The 14,583-nt window shown below is 69.2% G+C and carries 14 protein-coding genes; 11 read left to right on the top strand and 3 right to left on the bottom strand.

Annotation, left to right across the window (positions count from 1 at the left end; all coding sequences use genetic code 11):
- Nucleotide 1: 1 nt before the first annotated feature.
- Nucleotides 2-985: a class II fructose-bisphosphatase gene (gene glpX / locus BJ960_RS03965; RefSeq protein ID WP_121076147.1), complete on the bottom strand. Its 984-nt coding sequence runs from the start codon at nt 983-985 to the stop codon at nt 2-4.
- 139 nt (nt 986-1,124) lie between these two features.
- Between glpX and fbaA the strand changes: the two genes are divergently transcribed.
- The 4 genes from fbaA (at nt 1,125) to BJ960_RS03945 (ending at nt 6,189) form a co-directional block, all read left to right on the top strand.
- On the top strand, nt 1,125-2,153 hold the full coding sequence (gene fbaA, locus BJ960_RS03960; RefSeq protein WP_185986345.1) for a class II fructose-bisphosphate aldolase: 1,029 nt from the start codon (nt 1,125-1,127) through the stop codon (nt 2,151-2,153).
- Nucleotides 2,153-3,121, top strand: a complete 969-nt coding sequence (locus BJ960_RS03955; protein WP_185986344.1) for a DUF6264 family protein — start codon at nt 2,153-2,155, stop codon at nt 3,119-3,121. The genes fbaA and BJ960_RS03955 overlap by 1 nt, the downstream gene beginning before the upstream one ends.
- A 105-nt stretch (nt 3,122-3,226) precedes the next feature.
- Entirely contained in the window at nt 3,227-4,660 is a 1,434-nt protein-coding gene (locus BJ960_RS03950) for an MFS transporter (protein WP_307814664.1), read from the top strand.
- A complete protein-coding gene (locus tag BJ960_RS03945) occupies nt 4,657-6,189 on the top strand; it encodes a pyridoxal phosphate-dependent decarboxylase family protein (protein ID WP_185986343.1) in 1,533 nt (510 codons plus the stop codon). The genes BJ960_RS03950 and BJ960_RS03945 overlap by 4 nt, the downstream gene beginning before the upstream one ends.
- Here BJ960_RS03945 and BJ960_RS03940 read toward each other — a convergent pair.
- A complete protein-coding gene (locus tag BJ960_RS03940; RefSeq protein ID WP_121075360.1) occupies nt 6,186-7,217 on the bottom strand; it encodes a 4-hydroxy-3-methylbut-2-enyl diphosphate reductase in 1,032 nt (343 codons plus the stop codon). The genes BJ960_RS03945 and BJ960_RS03940 overlap by 4 nt on opposite strands.
- A 168-nt stretch (nt 7,218-7,385) precedes the next feature.
- Here BJ960_RS03940 and xseA point away from each other — a divergent pair, with 168 nt between their 5' ends.
- Nucleotides 7,386-8,603, top strand: a complete 1,218-nt coding sequence (xseA, locus tag BJ960_RS03935; RefSeq protein WP_185986342.1) for an exodeoxyribonuclease VII large subunit — start codon at nt 7,386-7,388, stop codon at nt 8,601-8,603.
- A 9-nt stretch (nt 8,604-8,612) separates the two neighbouring features.
- On the opposite strand, the gene BJ960_RS03930 is transcribed toward xseA, so the two are convergent.
- A complete protein-coding gene (locus BJ960_RS03930) occupies nt 8,613-9,770 on the bottom strand; it encodes a hypothetical protein (protein WP_185986341.1) in 1,158 nt (385 codons plus the stop codon).
- Between the two features lie 86 nt (nt 9,771-9,856).
- Between BJ960_RS03930 and BJ960_RS03925 the strand changes: the two genes are divergently transcribed.
- The 6 genes from BJ960_RS03925 to BJ960_RS03905 all read left to right on the top strand — a co-directional run bounded on the left by BJ960_RS03925 (nt 9,857) and on the right by BJ960_RS03905 (nt 14,495).
- Nucleotides 9,857-10,117, top strand: a complete 261-nt coding sequence (locus tag BJ960_RS03925; protein ID WP_121075369.1) for an exodeoxyribonuclease VII small subunit — start codon at nt 9,857-9,859, stop codon at nt 10,115-10,117.
- Nucleotides 10,118-10,119: 2 nt separating this feature from the next.
- Entirely contained in the window at nt 10,120-10,803 is a 684-nt protein-coding gene (locus tag BJ960_RS03920; RefSeq protein ID WP_185986340.1) for a DUF4245 family protein, read from the top strand.
- On the top strand, nt 10,800-11,477 hold the full coding sequence (locus BJ960_RS03915) for a carbonic anhydrase (RefSeq protein ID WP_185986339.1): 678 nt from the start codon (nt 10,800-10,802) through the stop codon (nt 11,475-11,477). The genes BJ960_RS03920 and BJ960_RS03915 overlap by 4 nt, the downstream gene beginning before the upstream one ends.
- Before the next feature lie 37 nt (nt 11,478-11,514).
- The gene (locus BJ960_RS03910; protein ID WP_119283147.1) at nt 11,515-12,921 is read left to right on the top strand and encodes a class II fumarate hydratase; all 1,407 of its coding nucleotides are present in this window, start codon (nt 11,515-11,517) and stop codon (nt 12,919-12,921) included.
- 262 nt (nt 12,922-13,183) lie between these two features.
- On the top strand, nt 13,184-13,708 hold the full coding sequence (locus tag BJ960_RS16645; RefSeq protein ID WP_237463627.1) for a tetratricopeptide repeat protein: 525 nt from the start codon (nt 13,184-13,186) through the stop codon (nt 13,706-13,708).
- A 4-nt stretch (nt 13,709-13,712) separates the two neighbouring features.
- A complete protein-coding gene (locus BJ960_RS03905) occupies nt 13,713-14,495 on the top strand; it encodes a trimeric intracellular cation channel family protein (protein WP_307814663.1) in 783 nt (260 codons plus the stop codon).
- Nucleotides 14,496-14,583 lie beyond the last annotated feature (88 nt).

The following is a 14,583-nucleotide window of genomic DNA, read 5'->3' as shown; positions in this document are numbered from 1 at the left end:
ACTACTCCCAGCGGTTCGGATCCATGTCGCTGATGATGTGGCGGATCGTGCGCGAGTGCGATCGCATCACAATGCTCTCGGCGCGTACGAACGGACCGCGCCGCTGCACGCCTTCGACGAACTCGGCGTCGGTGATGCCGGTCGCGACGAAGTAGCAGTTGTCGCTCGCGACGAGGTCATTGGCCTCGAGCACGCGGTCGAGATCGTGGCCAGCGTCGATCGCCTTCTGACGCTCGTCGTCGTCCTTCGGCCAGAGCCGCCCCTGGATCACGCCGCCGAGTGCCTTCACGGCGCACGCGGTGATGATGCCCTCAGGGGTGCCGCCGATACCGACGCACAGGTCGATGCTTGAGTCCCAGCGGGCAGCGTTCACGCCGCCTGCGACGTCGCCGTCCATGATGAGGCGCGTGCCCGCGCCAGCCTCGCGGATGTCGGTGATGAGCTGATCGTGGCGCGGGCGGTCGAGCACTGCGACACGAATATCCGAGACGTCGACGCCCTTTACCTTCGCGAGCGCGCGGATGTTCTCGCCGATGGGCTTGCGGATGTCAACAACGCCGACACCCTCGGGCCCGGCGACCAGCTTGTCCATGTAGAAGACCGCGGACGGGTCGTACATGCTGCCGCGGTCGGCGACGGCGATGACGGAGAGCGCACCGGGGCGACCCTCCGCGGTGAGGCGGGTGCCGTCGATCGGGTCGACAGCGACGTCACACTCAGCACCGTGCCCGTTGCCGACGACCTCGCCGTTGTAGAGCCACGGGGCGTCGTCCTTCTCGCCCTCGCCGATGACGACGGTGCCGTTCATGTTGACCGTCGCGAGGAAGCGACGCATCGCGTCAACGGCCGCGCCGTCGGCGGCGTTCTTGTCGCCGCGACCGATCCACGGTGTCGAGCGCATCGCTGCGGCTTCTGTCGCGCGGACGAGCTCCATCGCGAGGTTCCGGTCGGGCTGCCATTCGTCAAGCGAAAGAGGATCAGTCATACCCATAAGACTACCGCGTAGACTGGAGGATGCAGTGCGGCCCGGTGGCGATCTTCGTGACACGGCTTCCGCGCCGCCAAGACTCGTCGTGTGTTGCCGCCCGGAAAGCGCGCAACCGCCAGAAGCCCAAGGAGCACCTATGCCCGTCGCAACTCCGGAACAGTACGCCGCGATGCTTGACGCCGCGAAGGCAGGCGGATTCGCCTTCCCCGCGGTCAACGTGTCGAGCTCCCAGACCATCAACTCCGCTATTCAGGGCTTCGCTGAGGCCGGCTCGGACGGCATCCTGCAGGTGAGCTTCGGCGGCGCCGACTACCTTGCGGGCCACACCGTGCAGAACCGCGCTGGCGGCGCGATCGCGTTCGCGAAGTACGCGGAAGAGGTTGCGAAGGCGTACGACGTGACGGTTGCGCTCCACACCGACCACTGCCCCAAGCAGCACCTCGAAAGTTTCGTGCTGCCGCTCGTCGCCGCGAGCGAGGAGCGCGTGAGGGAGGGCGGGCTCCCCTACTTCCAGTCGCACATGTGGGACGGCTCGGCGGTGCCCCTCGCCGAGAACCTTGACATTGCGAAGGAGCTGCTCCCCCGGCTCGCGGCAATCAACGTGATTCTCGAGGTCGAGATCGGCATCGTCGGCGGCGAGGAAGACGGCATCAGCCACGAGATCAACGACAGCCTGTACAGCACCCTCGAGGATGGCATTGCGACAGTCGAGGCGCTCGGGCTCGGCGAGCGCGGCCGCTACCTCACGGCGCTCACGTTCGGCAACGTGCACGGCGTCTACAAGCCGGGTGGCGTCACCCTGCGCCCTGAGCTGCTCGCTGAGATTCAGGACGGTCTGCAGGCGAAGTACGGCACCGGCAAGAACCCGCTCGACCTGGTCTTCCACGGCGGCTCGGGTTCGTCGGCCGAGGAGATCGCCGAGGCCGTGCGCAATGGCGTCATCAAGATGAACATTGACACTGACACGCAGTACGCGTTCACGCGCCCGATCGTCGATTACATGCTCAAGAACTACGACGGTCTGTTGAAGATCGACGGCGAGGTCGGCAACAAGAAGACCTACGATCCCCGCGCATGGGGCAAGGTCGGCGAGAACGGCATGGCCGCGCGCATCGCGCTCGCTGCTGAGCAGCTCGGATCCGCAGGGAAGTCGGTGAGCGCATAGTGACGGGCACCCCCGGCGACCAGGGCGTTCCGGAGTCGGGCCCACAGGGCACGCCGGCCGCCACGGCAGGCGAAGGATCGGCTGCCGCGGCGTCAGGTGACGCCGCGGCGCCAGCCACGGCTCAGGATCCGGCCCCGGAGCGGGCCGCGGCCCAGGATCAGGCGCCGACCCAGGAGCCGGTCCCGACGGCCGAGCTCGACGCGCCGGCCACCCCGCAGGCACGCGACACCCGCCCGAAGCCGGAGTTCGGCGAATACGCCCCGGAGGGGTGGGAGTGGAAGCCGGAGGGCGCCGAGGCCTCACCCGCTGCAGCACCGGCCGCTTCCCCCGCGCAGGCCGGCTCGGCCGCCGCCTCGCCCACGCCCGCGACCGTGCAGGGCGTGCCGCACAACCTCGGCGCAGGCATCGCCCGCCCGCCGCGAAAGTCCGCCGCGCAGGGCAGCTCGGGTGCGCCCTACCGCGCGCCGGCCCAAAGCCAGCAGGCTCCGCAGCAGGCGCAGCAGCAGGCGCCGCGATTCCAGGCCCCGCCCCAGGGCGCGCCTGGCTACCAGAAGCCCGCGAACATGGGTGACCGGATCGTCACGATCCTGCTGCTTGTATTCGGCGGCTTCGGCGCGCTCCAGTCGGCGTTCGCGATGATGGGCATGAGCACCATGTTCTCGCTCATGGAGGACGCCCCGGGCATCACCTCGTTGACCCCGCCGGGCTGGCTCGACGTCACCGGCAAGGCGATCGGGCTCGGTCTGCTCGTGCTGTACGGGCTCGTGCTCGTGTTCTCGATTCGCAGGCTCCGCGCCGGCAAGATCACGTTCTGGGCGCCGCTCGCGGCTGGCGTGCTCGCGTTCATCATCGTGGTCGCCGTCGTCGGTGCAGCGATGATGCAAACGCCCGAGCTCATGGAGATCATGCGCGACCCGCAGGCCTCGACACAGCTGCTGGAGTACTTGCAGGGTTTCCCCGCTAACTAGCTTCCGCTGATGCCGCACGCCGTTCGCCCTCCCGGGCGGGCGGCGTGCGGCTGTTATGCCCGCGCCGCGGCCTCGCAGAACACCGCATTCGGCTACGCTAATCACATGAGTTCACCGTCGAGTTCTGAGTCGGTTCCGATGTCCGGGATGCCCGCGACCGGAACCTCAGCCACTGCCGCCAAGCTGCCCGCGCGCACCATCACCCGCTACGCGGCTGGCTCCCTCGCGACCGGCGGCTTCGCCACTCTTCCGGGCCTCGTGCTCGTCTACTACCTCACGGATTCCCTCGGCGTGACGGCGCTCGCGGCCGGCCTCATCGTCACCCTCGCAAAGATCTGGGACGTCGTCATCGACCCGATCATCGGCGGGCTCAGCGACCGCACGCTCGCGCGCACCGGCTCTCGCCGCGGTCCGATGCTCATCGGCGCGGTCGGGCTGCCCATCGCGTTCGTGCTCATGTTCGCAGTACCGCCCGGGCTCGCTCCGGCGGTCTCCGCTCTCTGGGTGCTTATCGCGTTCGTGGCGGCCGCGACGTTCTTCAGCATGTTCCAGATCCCCTACATTGCGCTTCCCGCTGAGCTCACGAACGGGTACAAGGAACGCACGCGGCTGCTCACGTGGCGGGTGGTCGTGCTCACGATCGCGATCCTCCTGTTCGGCGCCGGAGGCCCGGAGATCCGCGACCTGTTCCCGGACAACCAGCTGCTTGGCTACCTCATCATGGCCGCCGCAGCTGCCGTGCTGCTCGGGCTGAGTCTCTGGGTCGCCTCGACAATTGCCCCACAGGGCAGCCCGACGATCTCGGCGACCGCGGGCCACAAGGCGTTTTCCGCGACGCACTACCGGGAGGGCCTCCGCGCGCTCCGCGACAGCAAGCCTTTCCGCGCGCTGCTCGCGACGTTCATGCTTCAGGGGCTCGCCACTGGGCTCATGCTCGCAGGCGCCCAGTACGTCGCGACCTGGGTGCTGCACGATCAGGGCGCCGTGACGATCCTCTTCGCGTCGCTCATTGCGCCGGCGCTGCTGTTCGCCCCGGTCTGGCGGTGGATCGCGGACCGCATCGGCAAGGTACGCACGTTCCGCATCGCAAGCCTCGTGTTCCTCGTCGCCACGATCGCGCTCGTCGGCATGCTGCTCTGGCCGGGCATGTGGATCCTCGCGCCCGTCGGGATCGCCGGCGCCGCCTACGCTGGCATGCAGACGATGCCGATGGCGATGCTCCCCGACGTGATGAGTCACGACGCGGCGACGTCCGACGATCCTGACGGACGCGCGGGGGTCTTCGGCGGCGTCTGGACTGCGGGAGAGACCGCCGGCATGGCGCTCGGCTCGACGACGCTCGCGCTCGTGCTCGCGGCGACGGGCTACGTCGAATCCGTCGCGTCGGTGACTGTCACGCAGCCCGCCACCGCGGTCTCGGGTATCGCGCTCGCGTTCAGCCTCTTCCCGGCGCTGCTCATGCTCGCGAGTCTCGCAACGCTGCGCGGCTACACGCTCAGTGAGACCGACGTCGAGCGGGCCGCGGGGAACCTGCGGTGAGCGCGAGCCCGTTCGCCGGGCCGTCCGCGGCCGACATTCTCGCCGAGCTCGCGGAGCTCCGCGCCGGGGATGCACCGACGCAGGGCGGCCGCGTGCTCTCGTACGTCTACGATTCAGGGCTCTCCGAGCTCGACGAACTCGCGCGCGATGCCGCCGAACTCACGCGGCCGCTCAACGCGCTCGACCCGACGACGTTCCCGTCGATCGCGGTCATGGAGCGGGAGCTCATCGCGTTCATGCGTCGCGCGCTCGGAGGAGGAACGCCGCGCTTCGGCGGTGGCGTCGTCGGGAGCGTCACGAGCGGCGGCACCGAAAGCTGCCTACTCGCCGTGAAGACGGCGCGGGATCTGTGGCGCGCCGACCACCCCGAGCTCGCCGCGAAGCTTGCCCGTGCGGGGAAACAGCCCCGGCTCGTCACCGCGTCGACGGTGCACGCGGCGTTCCAGAAGGCCGCGCGGATGTTCGATCTCGACTGGGATCCCGTTGCCTGCGAACCCGACGGCTCGGTTCGGGCCGCTGGCTTCGAGGAGAAGCTCGGCGCGGACGTCGCGCTCGTCGTCGTCTCCGCGCCGGCCTACCCGAACGGCGCGCTCGACCCCGTCGCGGAGGTCGCCGGGATCGCGAAGGAGTTCGGCGTCTCCTGCCACGTCGACGCCTGCTTCGGTGGGCTCGCGCTGCCCTGGTGGCCGGGCCTGCCCGACTGGGACTTCCGCGTGCCGGGTGTCACGAGCATTTCTGCCGACCTCCACAAGTTCGGGTACGCGCCCAAGGGCGTCTCGGTGCTGCTGCATCGCGGCAGGAAGCGGCACCGCGCGCAGTTCTTCGCGACGACGAGCTGGCCGGGATACCCCGTCGTGAACCCTACGCTGCTCGGTTCGAAGCCTGCCTCACCGCTCGCCGCAGCGTGGGCGATCTCGAAGCGGCTCGGGTTCGACGGGTACGCGGCGCTCACTGCGTCGTGCGTGCGCTCGGCCGAGACGATCGTGCGCGAGGCGTCGCTCATCCGCGGGCTAAATGTGTGGGGCGCCCCCTCCGGCCCCTCGATCGCCCTCGTCACCGACGACGGCGTTCCCGAGGGCGAGCGGGTCGACCCGCATCACCTCGCGGACGAGCTCGCGACGCGGGGCTTCCGCATCCAACATCAGCCGGGCTTCACTCAGCGCAACGGCGTCCGGTTGCCGCACACCGCTCACCTGACTGTCACGCCGGTCACCGAGCGCACCCTCCCTGAACTTGTTCCCGCGCTGCAGGCCGCCGCCGACGCGGTCCGCGGACGCCGCCAGGCGAGCCCACGACTCGAGCTGCTCGGCATGCAGGCGCTCGGCTTCGCGCCGAAGCGCGAGGGCGGAGCGTACCGCGTCCCCTCCCCCGATATGGCGTGGCGGATCCTGAAAATCGCCGGCGCCGGCAGTCGGGGCTCGTCGCTCCCCGGCAAGCTTGCGCCGCTCATGGCGCTCGCCGAGAAGCTCCCGGCCCCGGTTGCGGAGGCGATCCTGATCGAGCTCCTCGCGCGGGTCAGCGAGCCCTAGCGCACCCGCCCGCCGAGAGCACGCGCGTCGCGCTTACCCGAGGCGTCCTGACGAAGCTCCTTCGGCAGCGAGAACACGAGGTCCTCCTCGGCGGTCACGACCGCGCTCACGTCGGAGTAGCCGGCCTCGCCGAGGTCATCGAGCAGCTCCTGCACGAGCACCTCGGGCACCGACGCGCCGCTCGAGATGCCGATCGTCTTCACGCCCTCGAGCCACTCCTGCTTGACCTCCTCGGCGAAATCAACGAGGTAGGCGGCCTTCGCGCCGTACTCGAGCGCGACCTCGACGAGGCGCACAGAGTTCGACGAATTCGTCGACCCAACGACGAGCACGAGGTCGGCCTCGGGCGCGATCTTCTTAATCGCGACCTGGCGGTTCTGCGTCGCGTAGCAAATGTCGTCCGAGGGCGGATCCTGCAGGTTCGGGAACCGCTCGCGCAGGCGGCGCACGGTCTCCATCGTCTCGTCGACCGAGAGCGTCGTCTGCGAGAGCCACACGAGGCGATCAGGATCGCGCACCACAAGATCATCGACGTCGTCGGGCGAGTTCACGATCGTGATGTGATCGGGTGCCTCGCCGGCGGTCCCCTCGACCTCTTCGTGGCCGGTGTGGCCGATGAGCAGGATCTCCATGTCCTGCTTCGCGAAGCGCACTGCCTCGCGGTGCACCTTGGTGACGAGCGGGCAGGTCGCGTCGATCGCGTGCAGGTGTCGATCCTCAGCGGCCTGCACGACAGCGGGAGAGACACCGTGCGCCGAGAACACGACGTTCGCGCCCTCGGGCACCTCCTCCACCTCCTCGACGAAGATCGCGCCCATCTTCTCGAGCGTCTGCACGACGTGCACATTGTGCACGATCTGCTTGCGCACGTAGACGGGCGCGCCGTAGCGGTCGAGCGCCTTCTCGACGGCGACGACCGCGCGGTCGACGCCAGCGCAGTAGCCGCGCGGGGCGGCGAGGAGCACGCGCTTGTCGCCGTCCACCGGCTCGTTTTTCAGCCTGCCGCCGAGGCGACGCATGCGCGGCATCGCCAGGCTCACAACCGGGGCACCAACCGTGCGCTGATCAACAACCGAACCCTGCTCTGTCATGCCCATAAGTCTACGCTGGAACGCTGAGCGGATGATCTGGGAGCTGTCCCCGCCAAGTGTGCGTCGTGGCGCCGCCCGTCGGGGCCGCCGAGTAGGCTCGACGTCATGGCAGCAGAAGCACCCGCAACCCGCGAAGCCCCGTGGCCCGTCGCCCTCATGAGCGAGAAGGTCGCCGGCTGGATCGACAGGCTCGGCCAGGTCTGGGTTGAGGGCGAGGTCACCCAGTGGCAGGTGCGCGGCGGGCACGTCTACGGCAAGCTCCGCGACCTCACCCAGGACGCGACGGTGAGCTTCACCGTCTGGCGCTCAGTCGCGCAGCGCCTCACCGCCGAGTTCAAGCAGGGCGACCGGGTGATCGCGCTCGTGAAGCCAAACTTCTGGGTCAAGGGCGGCTCGCTCACGATGCAGGTGTTCGACCTCGCGCACGTCGGCCTCGGCGAGCTTCTTGAACGGCTCGAACGGCTGCGCAGGCAGCTCCAGTCCGAGGGCCTCTTCGACGAGGGCCGCAAGCAGCGCCTACCGTTCCTGCCCGGCAGGATCGGACTCGTGACGGGCCGCGACTCCGACGCGGAGAAGGACGTCGTGCGCAACGCGACACTGCGGTGGCCGGGCGTCCAGTTCAAGATCCACTACGCGGCGGTGCAGGGCGACCGCGCCGCCGCCGAAGTAACCGCGGGCATCCGCGCGCTCGACGCCGACGCCGAGGTCGACGTCATCATCGTCGCGCGCGGCGGCGGAGACTTCCAGAATCTACTCCCGTTCTCGGACGAGGCCGTCGTGCGCGCGGCAGCCGAGGCCAGCACCCCGATCGTCAGCGCCATCGGGCACGAGGCGGACCGCCCGCTGCTCGACGAGGTCGCCGATCTGCGCGCGTCGACGCCGACCGACGCCGCCAAGCGCGTCGTTCCCGACGTCGGGGAGGAGCTCGCCGGGATCGACCAGGCGCGCAGCCGGATGTCAGGCAGGCTCAGCCAGCTCTTCTCGCACGAGACCGACAGGATCGCGCAGCTCAGGCAACGGCCGGTGCTCGCCAGCCCCGACAGGATCGTCGACGACCGCGCCGAGGAGCTCGTGCGGTGGGTCGCGCGCGGCTCCGAGCTCGCCGACCGCGCAATCGTCGACCGCGCGAGCACGCTCGCCGAGACCCGCGCCAGACTCACCGCGCTGTCGCCGCAGGCAACGCTCGAGCGCGGCTACGCGATCGTGCAGCTGCCGACTGGCGACGTGCTGCGCGACCCGGCAGAGGCCCCCGAGGGCACGGCCCTTCGCGTAAGCGTCGTCGGCGGGAAGCTCGGCGCCACGTCCGCGGGGCCCGAGGCCTAGACCCCGGCGCTAGTCCGTGCTCTCGAGGCCGCTGCCGTCGGGCGCCACCCTGAACGATGAGCTGCGGTAGCCGTCGTTGATCACGAACGAGACGCTGACGGGGCCGGAGCGTTCGGTGTTCCACGGATCCTCGTCGGTCTGCGCCAACCCCCTGCTCGCGTTGTACATCACGCCATCGAGGCTGTTCACTCCGGCCTCCCCTGCCGCGCGCTCCACTTCGCGAAGGATCGCACCGGCGTCGATCTCCGTGAGCGCAAACTGCTCGCTGAGTGTCTCAGGCTGCGGGGCGCCGGGGCCGCCGTGCGTGACGGAGCCCTTCCGGTAGGTCCACCGGTCGACGTTCAGGCTCTCCGGGGTGAGCGGTGCGTTCACGGTGACGAGGTCTTCCGAGACCGTCACGCTCACGACGCGATCGTGCCCGACCTCGGCGGCGAGCGCCGTCAGGGCCCGGTCGAGCGCGGCCGGTTCACGAAGGTCGGCATGGAACCGTCCCTCGGGGATCGCGGCGACGGTCTCCGCGAGGCCAGCGCGGTACGGGTATACGACGGCGGCGCCGGCGAGCAGGCCGGCAAGCACGAAGACCGCGATCCGGATCGGCCGCGACCTCTTGCCGGTGCCGATGAGCGGCCTGCGCGAGCCTGGCGCGCCGCCCGCCGAACCGAGGCGCAGTTCCCCCGCGGCCGCCGCGGGCGGGAACTCGGTGTCGGCCCAGATCTCCGCAGTCGCATCCTCGTCGGTGAGCGCAACGTCTGGCGCGCCCTCGGCGAGGATCGCGACGACGTGCCGCGTCCCCGGCTGGAAACGGGGGATCTGTGTGAGCTGCACGATCCGCCGCACCCGCGTACGGTAGACGCCGCCCCGCACCGGGCGTACGGTGAGGTCGATGTCGCACACCGGCTGCTCGTTGATCTGCGTTCCGGTCTGCGTGAGCGCGTCGACGCGGGCGAGACCTACCCTGCCGTCTGCGAGCGCGGACTGCACCTGCTCCTCCGACGGCAGCGCGAGGCCCCGGAGCGACTTTCCGAGCAGGACGAGCACCGCAGACACGACCGCAGTGATCAGGCCAACCGGGAACGCCCACGACGCGGCACCCGGCGGCCCGACGAGCGCGGACACGACGCCGCCGAGCAGGATTCCGAGGCCGAGGAAGAATGTCAGGCGAAGCACGGAAAAAGCCTAACGTGTGCGCTGCCGCCAGGTCCGACAGCTGCCGTATCGCGAGTCTCCAAGCCGCAGCGGCTAGACTGAAAGCTATGACTGCCCCGATCGAAGCAGACGTCGCTGCGCTGAGCTATGAAGCGGCCCGCGACGAACTCATTCAGGTGGTGAGTCGCCTGGAACAGGGCGGCGCCACGCTCGAAGAGTCAATCCAGTTGTGGGAGCGCGGCGAGGCCCTCGCCACCCGCTGCGAGGAGTGGCTGATCGGTGCTCGCAAACGACTCGAGGACGCGCGTCAGGGCGGCGCCTCCTCCGGCGACGCCGCGACGCAGCCCGAGAACGGCGAAGCATTTTAACGATGGCGAAAAACAAGCGCCCGAACATTGTCGCCGAGCTCGGTCGGCCAGAGACCGCGGCCGAGACCGCCGCCCGCAAGGCCGAGGGCAGCCGCCTCTACAAGCAGCGGAAGACGGTGAACAACCTCGTCTTTTCGCTCCTCGTCACGGTCGGCGTCGTCTTCATGATCTACCTCATGGTGCCGCGCGAGGCCGGAGACTTCCCCGATCGCTCGGTCGACGTCGCGGCGGCGGCCGAGAGCTCGGGGTCGAGCTACTCCCTCGCCGTGCCCGACGTGCCCGACACTTGGAAGGCGAAGCGCGCGGCGCTCGCGATCGACGGCGACGTGACGTTCTGGCAGGTCCACTACACGACCGAGAACGAGGCGTACGCGACCGTCGTGCAGGCATACACCGCCGACGGCTCCCCCGTGCCCGCGACCTGGATCGCGACCAAGCTCGAGGAGCAGCGGCCAACGGGCAGCGAGCATCTCGGCGGCGTCGACTGGCAGGTCTACGACCATCAGGATCGGAAGGCCGACGAGGTCAACATGCGCTTCGGCCTCGAGGGCGTCATTGGCACGAACACCGTCCTCGTCTTCGGCACCGACGATGAGGCAACCATCCGAGTCCTCGCGACGCAGGTGGGCGAGTCGCTCGCCGGCCTGAACGGCGACACCACCACGACGAAAGAGGTGACCGAATGAGCAGCACCCCGCGGGTCAGCCCACAGGAGGCATGGGACACGCTGATCGCAGGGAACGAGCGATTCGTGTCCGGTGAGTCAGCACACCCGAACCAGAACGTCGAACGGCGCAGCGAGCTCGTCAACTCGCAGAGCCCCGACGTGGCGCTCTTCGGATGCTCCGATTCCCGCCTCGCCGCGGAGATCATCTTCGACTGCGGTCTCGGCGATCTGTTCATCGCCCGCAACATGGGCCACGTGGTCGCCGAGTCGATCACGGCTTCGATGGAGTACGCGGTCACCGAGCTTGGGGCCTCACTCATCGTGGTGCTCGCGCACGACTCGTGCGGCGCGGTCGCCGCTGCGATCGATCAGACCGGGCGCGAGCCGTCCGAGACGACCCGCTCCGTGAAGCACACGCTCGCGCCGATCCAGCCGTCCGTGCAGCAGCTGTGGCTGCAGGGCCATACCGACACCCCGTATGTGAACGCGGCGGACATCGACGCGAACGCCGTCGGCCGGCTCCACCTCGGCGCCACCGTCCACGAGCTGCTGCGCACCTCGCGCGCGATCAGCGACGCCGTCGACGCCGGCACCCTCGCGATCGTCGGGCTCCAGTACCGGCTCACCGAGGGCCGCGCAGTGCCGTACTCGGCCGTCGGCCCCGTCGAGCTTGAGCTCGCTCCCCTGAATTAACACATCCTCATCAACACCCCATTAGCAAAGGACAACTGTGACTGAAGAGATCGAGTACCGCATCGAGCACGACACCATGGGCGAGGTACGCGTACCGAAGTCCGCGATCTACGCAGCGCAGACGCAGCGCGCTGTCGAGAACTTCCCGATCTCGGGCAAGGGCCTCGAGCCCGCTCAGATCGTCGCGCTCGCGCGCATCAAGCGCGCGGCGGCGATGGCAAACGCCGACCTCGGCATTCTCGACGCAGACATTGCGAAGGCGATCGTCGCTGCGGCCGACGAGGTCATCGGTGGCGCACACCACGACCAGTTCCCCGTGGACACGTACCAGACCGGCTCTGGCACCTCGTCGAACATGAACATGAACGAGGTCCTCGCGAGCCTCGCAACCAAGCACCTCGGCGCTCCCGTTCACCCGAACGACCACGTGAACGCCTCGCAGTCGTCGAACGACGTCTTCCCGACCTCGGTGCACGTTGCGGTCACCGGCGCGCTCATCGAGCAGCTCAAGCCGTCGCTCGCGCACCTCGCCGAGGCGCTCGAGGAGAAGGCCGAGCTGTGGAAGTCGGCCGTGAAGCCGGGCCGCACCCACCTCATGGACGCAACCCCCGTCACCCTCGGCCAGGAGTTCGGCGGCTACGCCGCGCAGATCCGTTACGGCATCGAGCGCATCGACGCCGCACTCCCTCGCGTCGCAGAGGTCCCGCAGGGCGGCACCGCTGTCGGCACCGGCATCAACACCCCGCTCGGCTTCCCCGAGAAGGTCATCGCCGAGATCGCCGCGTCGAGCGGACTGCCGATCACCGAGGCGCGTAACCACTTCGAGGCACAGGCCAACCGCGACGGCCTCGTCGAGGCCTCGGGCGCGCTGCGTACCATCGCCGTCTCGCTCACGAAGATCGCAGAGGACGTCCGCTGGATGGGTTCGGGCCCGAACACCGGTTTCGGTGAGCTCCACATTCCCGATCTGCAGCCCGGCTCGTCGATCATGCCTGGCAAGGTCAACCCTGTCATCCCCGAGGCGACCCTCATGGTCTGCGCTCGCGTGATCGGCAACGACGCGACCATCGCCTGGGGCGGCGCTCGCGGCAACTTCGAGCTCAACGTGATGATCCCGGTGATGGGCACGGCCCTGCTCGAGTCGATCCGCCTGCTGGCGAACGTCTCGCGCGTCTTCGCCGACAAGACCGTCGCCGGGCTCGAGGCAAACATCGAGCGCATGGAGACCCTCGCGGGCATGAGCCCCTCGACAGTCACTCCGCTCAACCGCCTCATCGGGTACGAGGCTGCCGCGAAGATCGCGAAGCACTCGGTCGCCGCCGGCATCACGGTGCGCGAGGCGGTCATCGACCTCGGCTACGTCGAGCGCGGCGAGGTCACCGAGGCTGACCTCGACAAGGCACTCGATCTGCTCTCGATGACCCACCCGGGCGTCGCGAAGTAGTTCGCACAGCGCGCAAAAAAGCGGCTCGGGATCCACATCGGATCCCGAGCCGCTTTCGCGTCTCCCCGGTATCGGGCCGCTACAGCACCTTCGAGAGGAACGCGTTCGTGCGGCCATGCTGGGGGTTGCCGAGCACGCATCTGTCCTCCGAGACCGACCGCAGTTCCGAAATGTGCGGACCGATCTCGGAAGGTAGATGCGGTTTCGGCTCGACAGGGTGCCGGGCGGGGCGCGCCGCCAGCGCCCGCGTTACGCTGGCTTCATGACCGCCGACGCCTCAGCCCGCTCCGCCGCCAGCCCCGCCGACACCTGGCAGGTACGGGTCGACCGCGTCTGGGGTGACGCCAGCGCCACCGAGGAGGAGGTGCTCGAGCGCATTGCGGCGCTCGCGGCCGAGCTCCCCGAATCAGACCCGCGCGGCCCCTTTGAGCTTGGCGGCGCCCACGACTCCGCCGGACATGAAGAGCGCGCCGCCGAACTCTATGAGCGCGCAATCGCCCTCGGCCTCGCCGGTCTGCCGCGGGCGGAGCTCGACGTGCAGTACGCGTCGACGCTGCGAGTCCTCGGCCGCACCGACGAGGCCGTGCGGGTCCTCGAGACGACGACTCGACACGAGGAGCTCGGCGCGTCGCCCGATGCCTTCCACGCGCTCGCGCTGCACGCAGCCGGCCGCTCCACGGAGGCCGTCGCAGTGTTGCTCGAGGCGCTCATCCCGACGCTGCCGAAGTATCAGCGCTCGCTCACCGGTTACGCTGCGCAGCTCCGCACCGGCGATACGGGAGAATAGTCGGGTGCTTGACGAAACCTTCACGCTTCCCCTCTGGGCCGAACTCACGGCCGTCGGCGTCGGCAGCCTCCAGGGCGCCCTCTTCGCGGCCGGCTTCAAGCGGCTCGACCTGCTCGGGGTCGCACTCGTCGGCATCGCTTCCGGGATTGGCGGGGGCTTCCTGCGCGATATCCTGCTGAACACGACCACGGCCGCGTTCTCGATCAACTGGTACCTGCTGACCGCGACGCTGGCTGCCTTCGTTGGCATGCTCGTGCCGCGCCTGTTCCATAAGGTGGATCCGGTCGTCACCCTGCTCGACGCGGTGAGCATTGGAATGTTCGGCGCGATCGGCGCGACGAAGGCGCTCGCGCTCGGACTTCCCGTCCTGCCCGCGCTGTTCATTGGCACGGTCTCCGCGGTCGGCGGCGGTGTGCTGCGAGACATGATCCTGAACATCCCGATCGCGCTCATGCACGTCGGCTCGTTCTATGCGGTCGCGTCGATGGGCGGAATCGTCGTGCTGCTCGTCATGCTGCAGTTCGGCGCCCCCGTGCTCATCGCCGGCGTCGTCTGCGTCGTCGTGACGACGCTGCTGCGCCTCCTCGCCATTCGATTCGGGTGGAGCCTTCCCGAGCAGCGCGCGCTCAGCCGTATCCAGCTGCGCCGCCAGCGCCAGGTCGAGGCTGTGATCGACGAGGCGCTGCAGACCGGCGTGATCGTGCTCCCCGACATCGCCCCAGACCCAGACGACGAAGACGACGAGGATGACGAGCCGGGCGGCGCACGCCAGCCGGCCCGCCCATAGCTCGCGCACCCCAGCCTGCCCCGCACGTTCATCTGCCGTGCACCTCGACGTCGCGAACCGGCTACCGCCGGGCGACCCCGGGGCCATT

The sequence above is a fragment of the Leucobacter aridicollis genome, assembly GCF_013409595.1.
Taxonomy (GTDB): Bacteria; Actinomycetota; Actinomycetes; order Actinomycetales; family Microbacteriaceae; genus Leucobacter; species Leucobacter aridicollis.
Note: the sequence above shows the minus strand (reverse complement) of the source record. Positions and strands in the feature narration are given on the sequence as shown.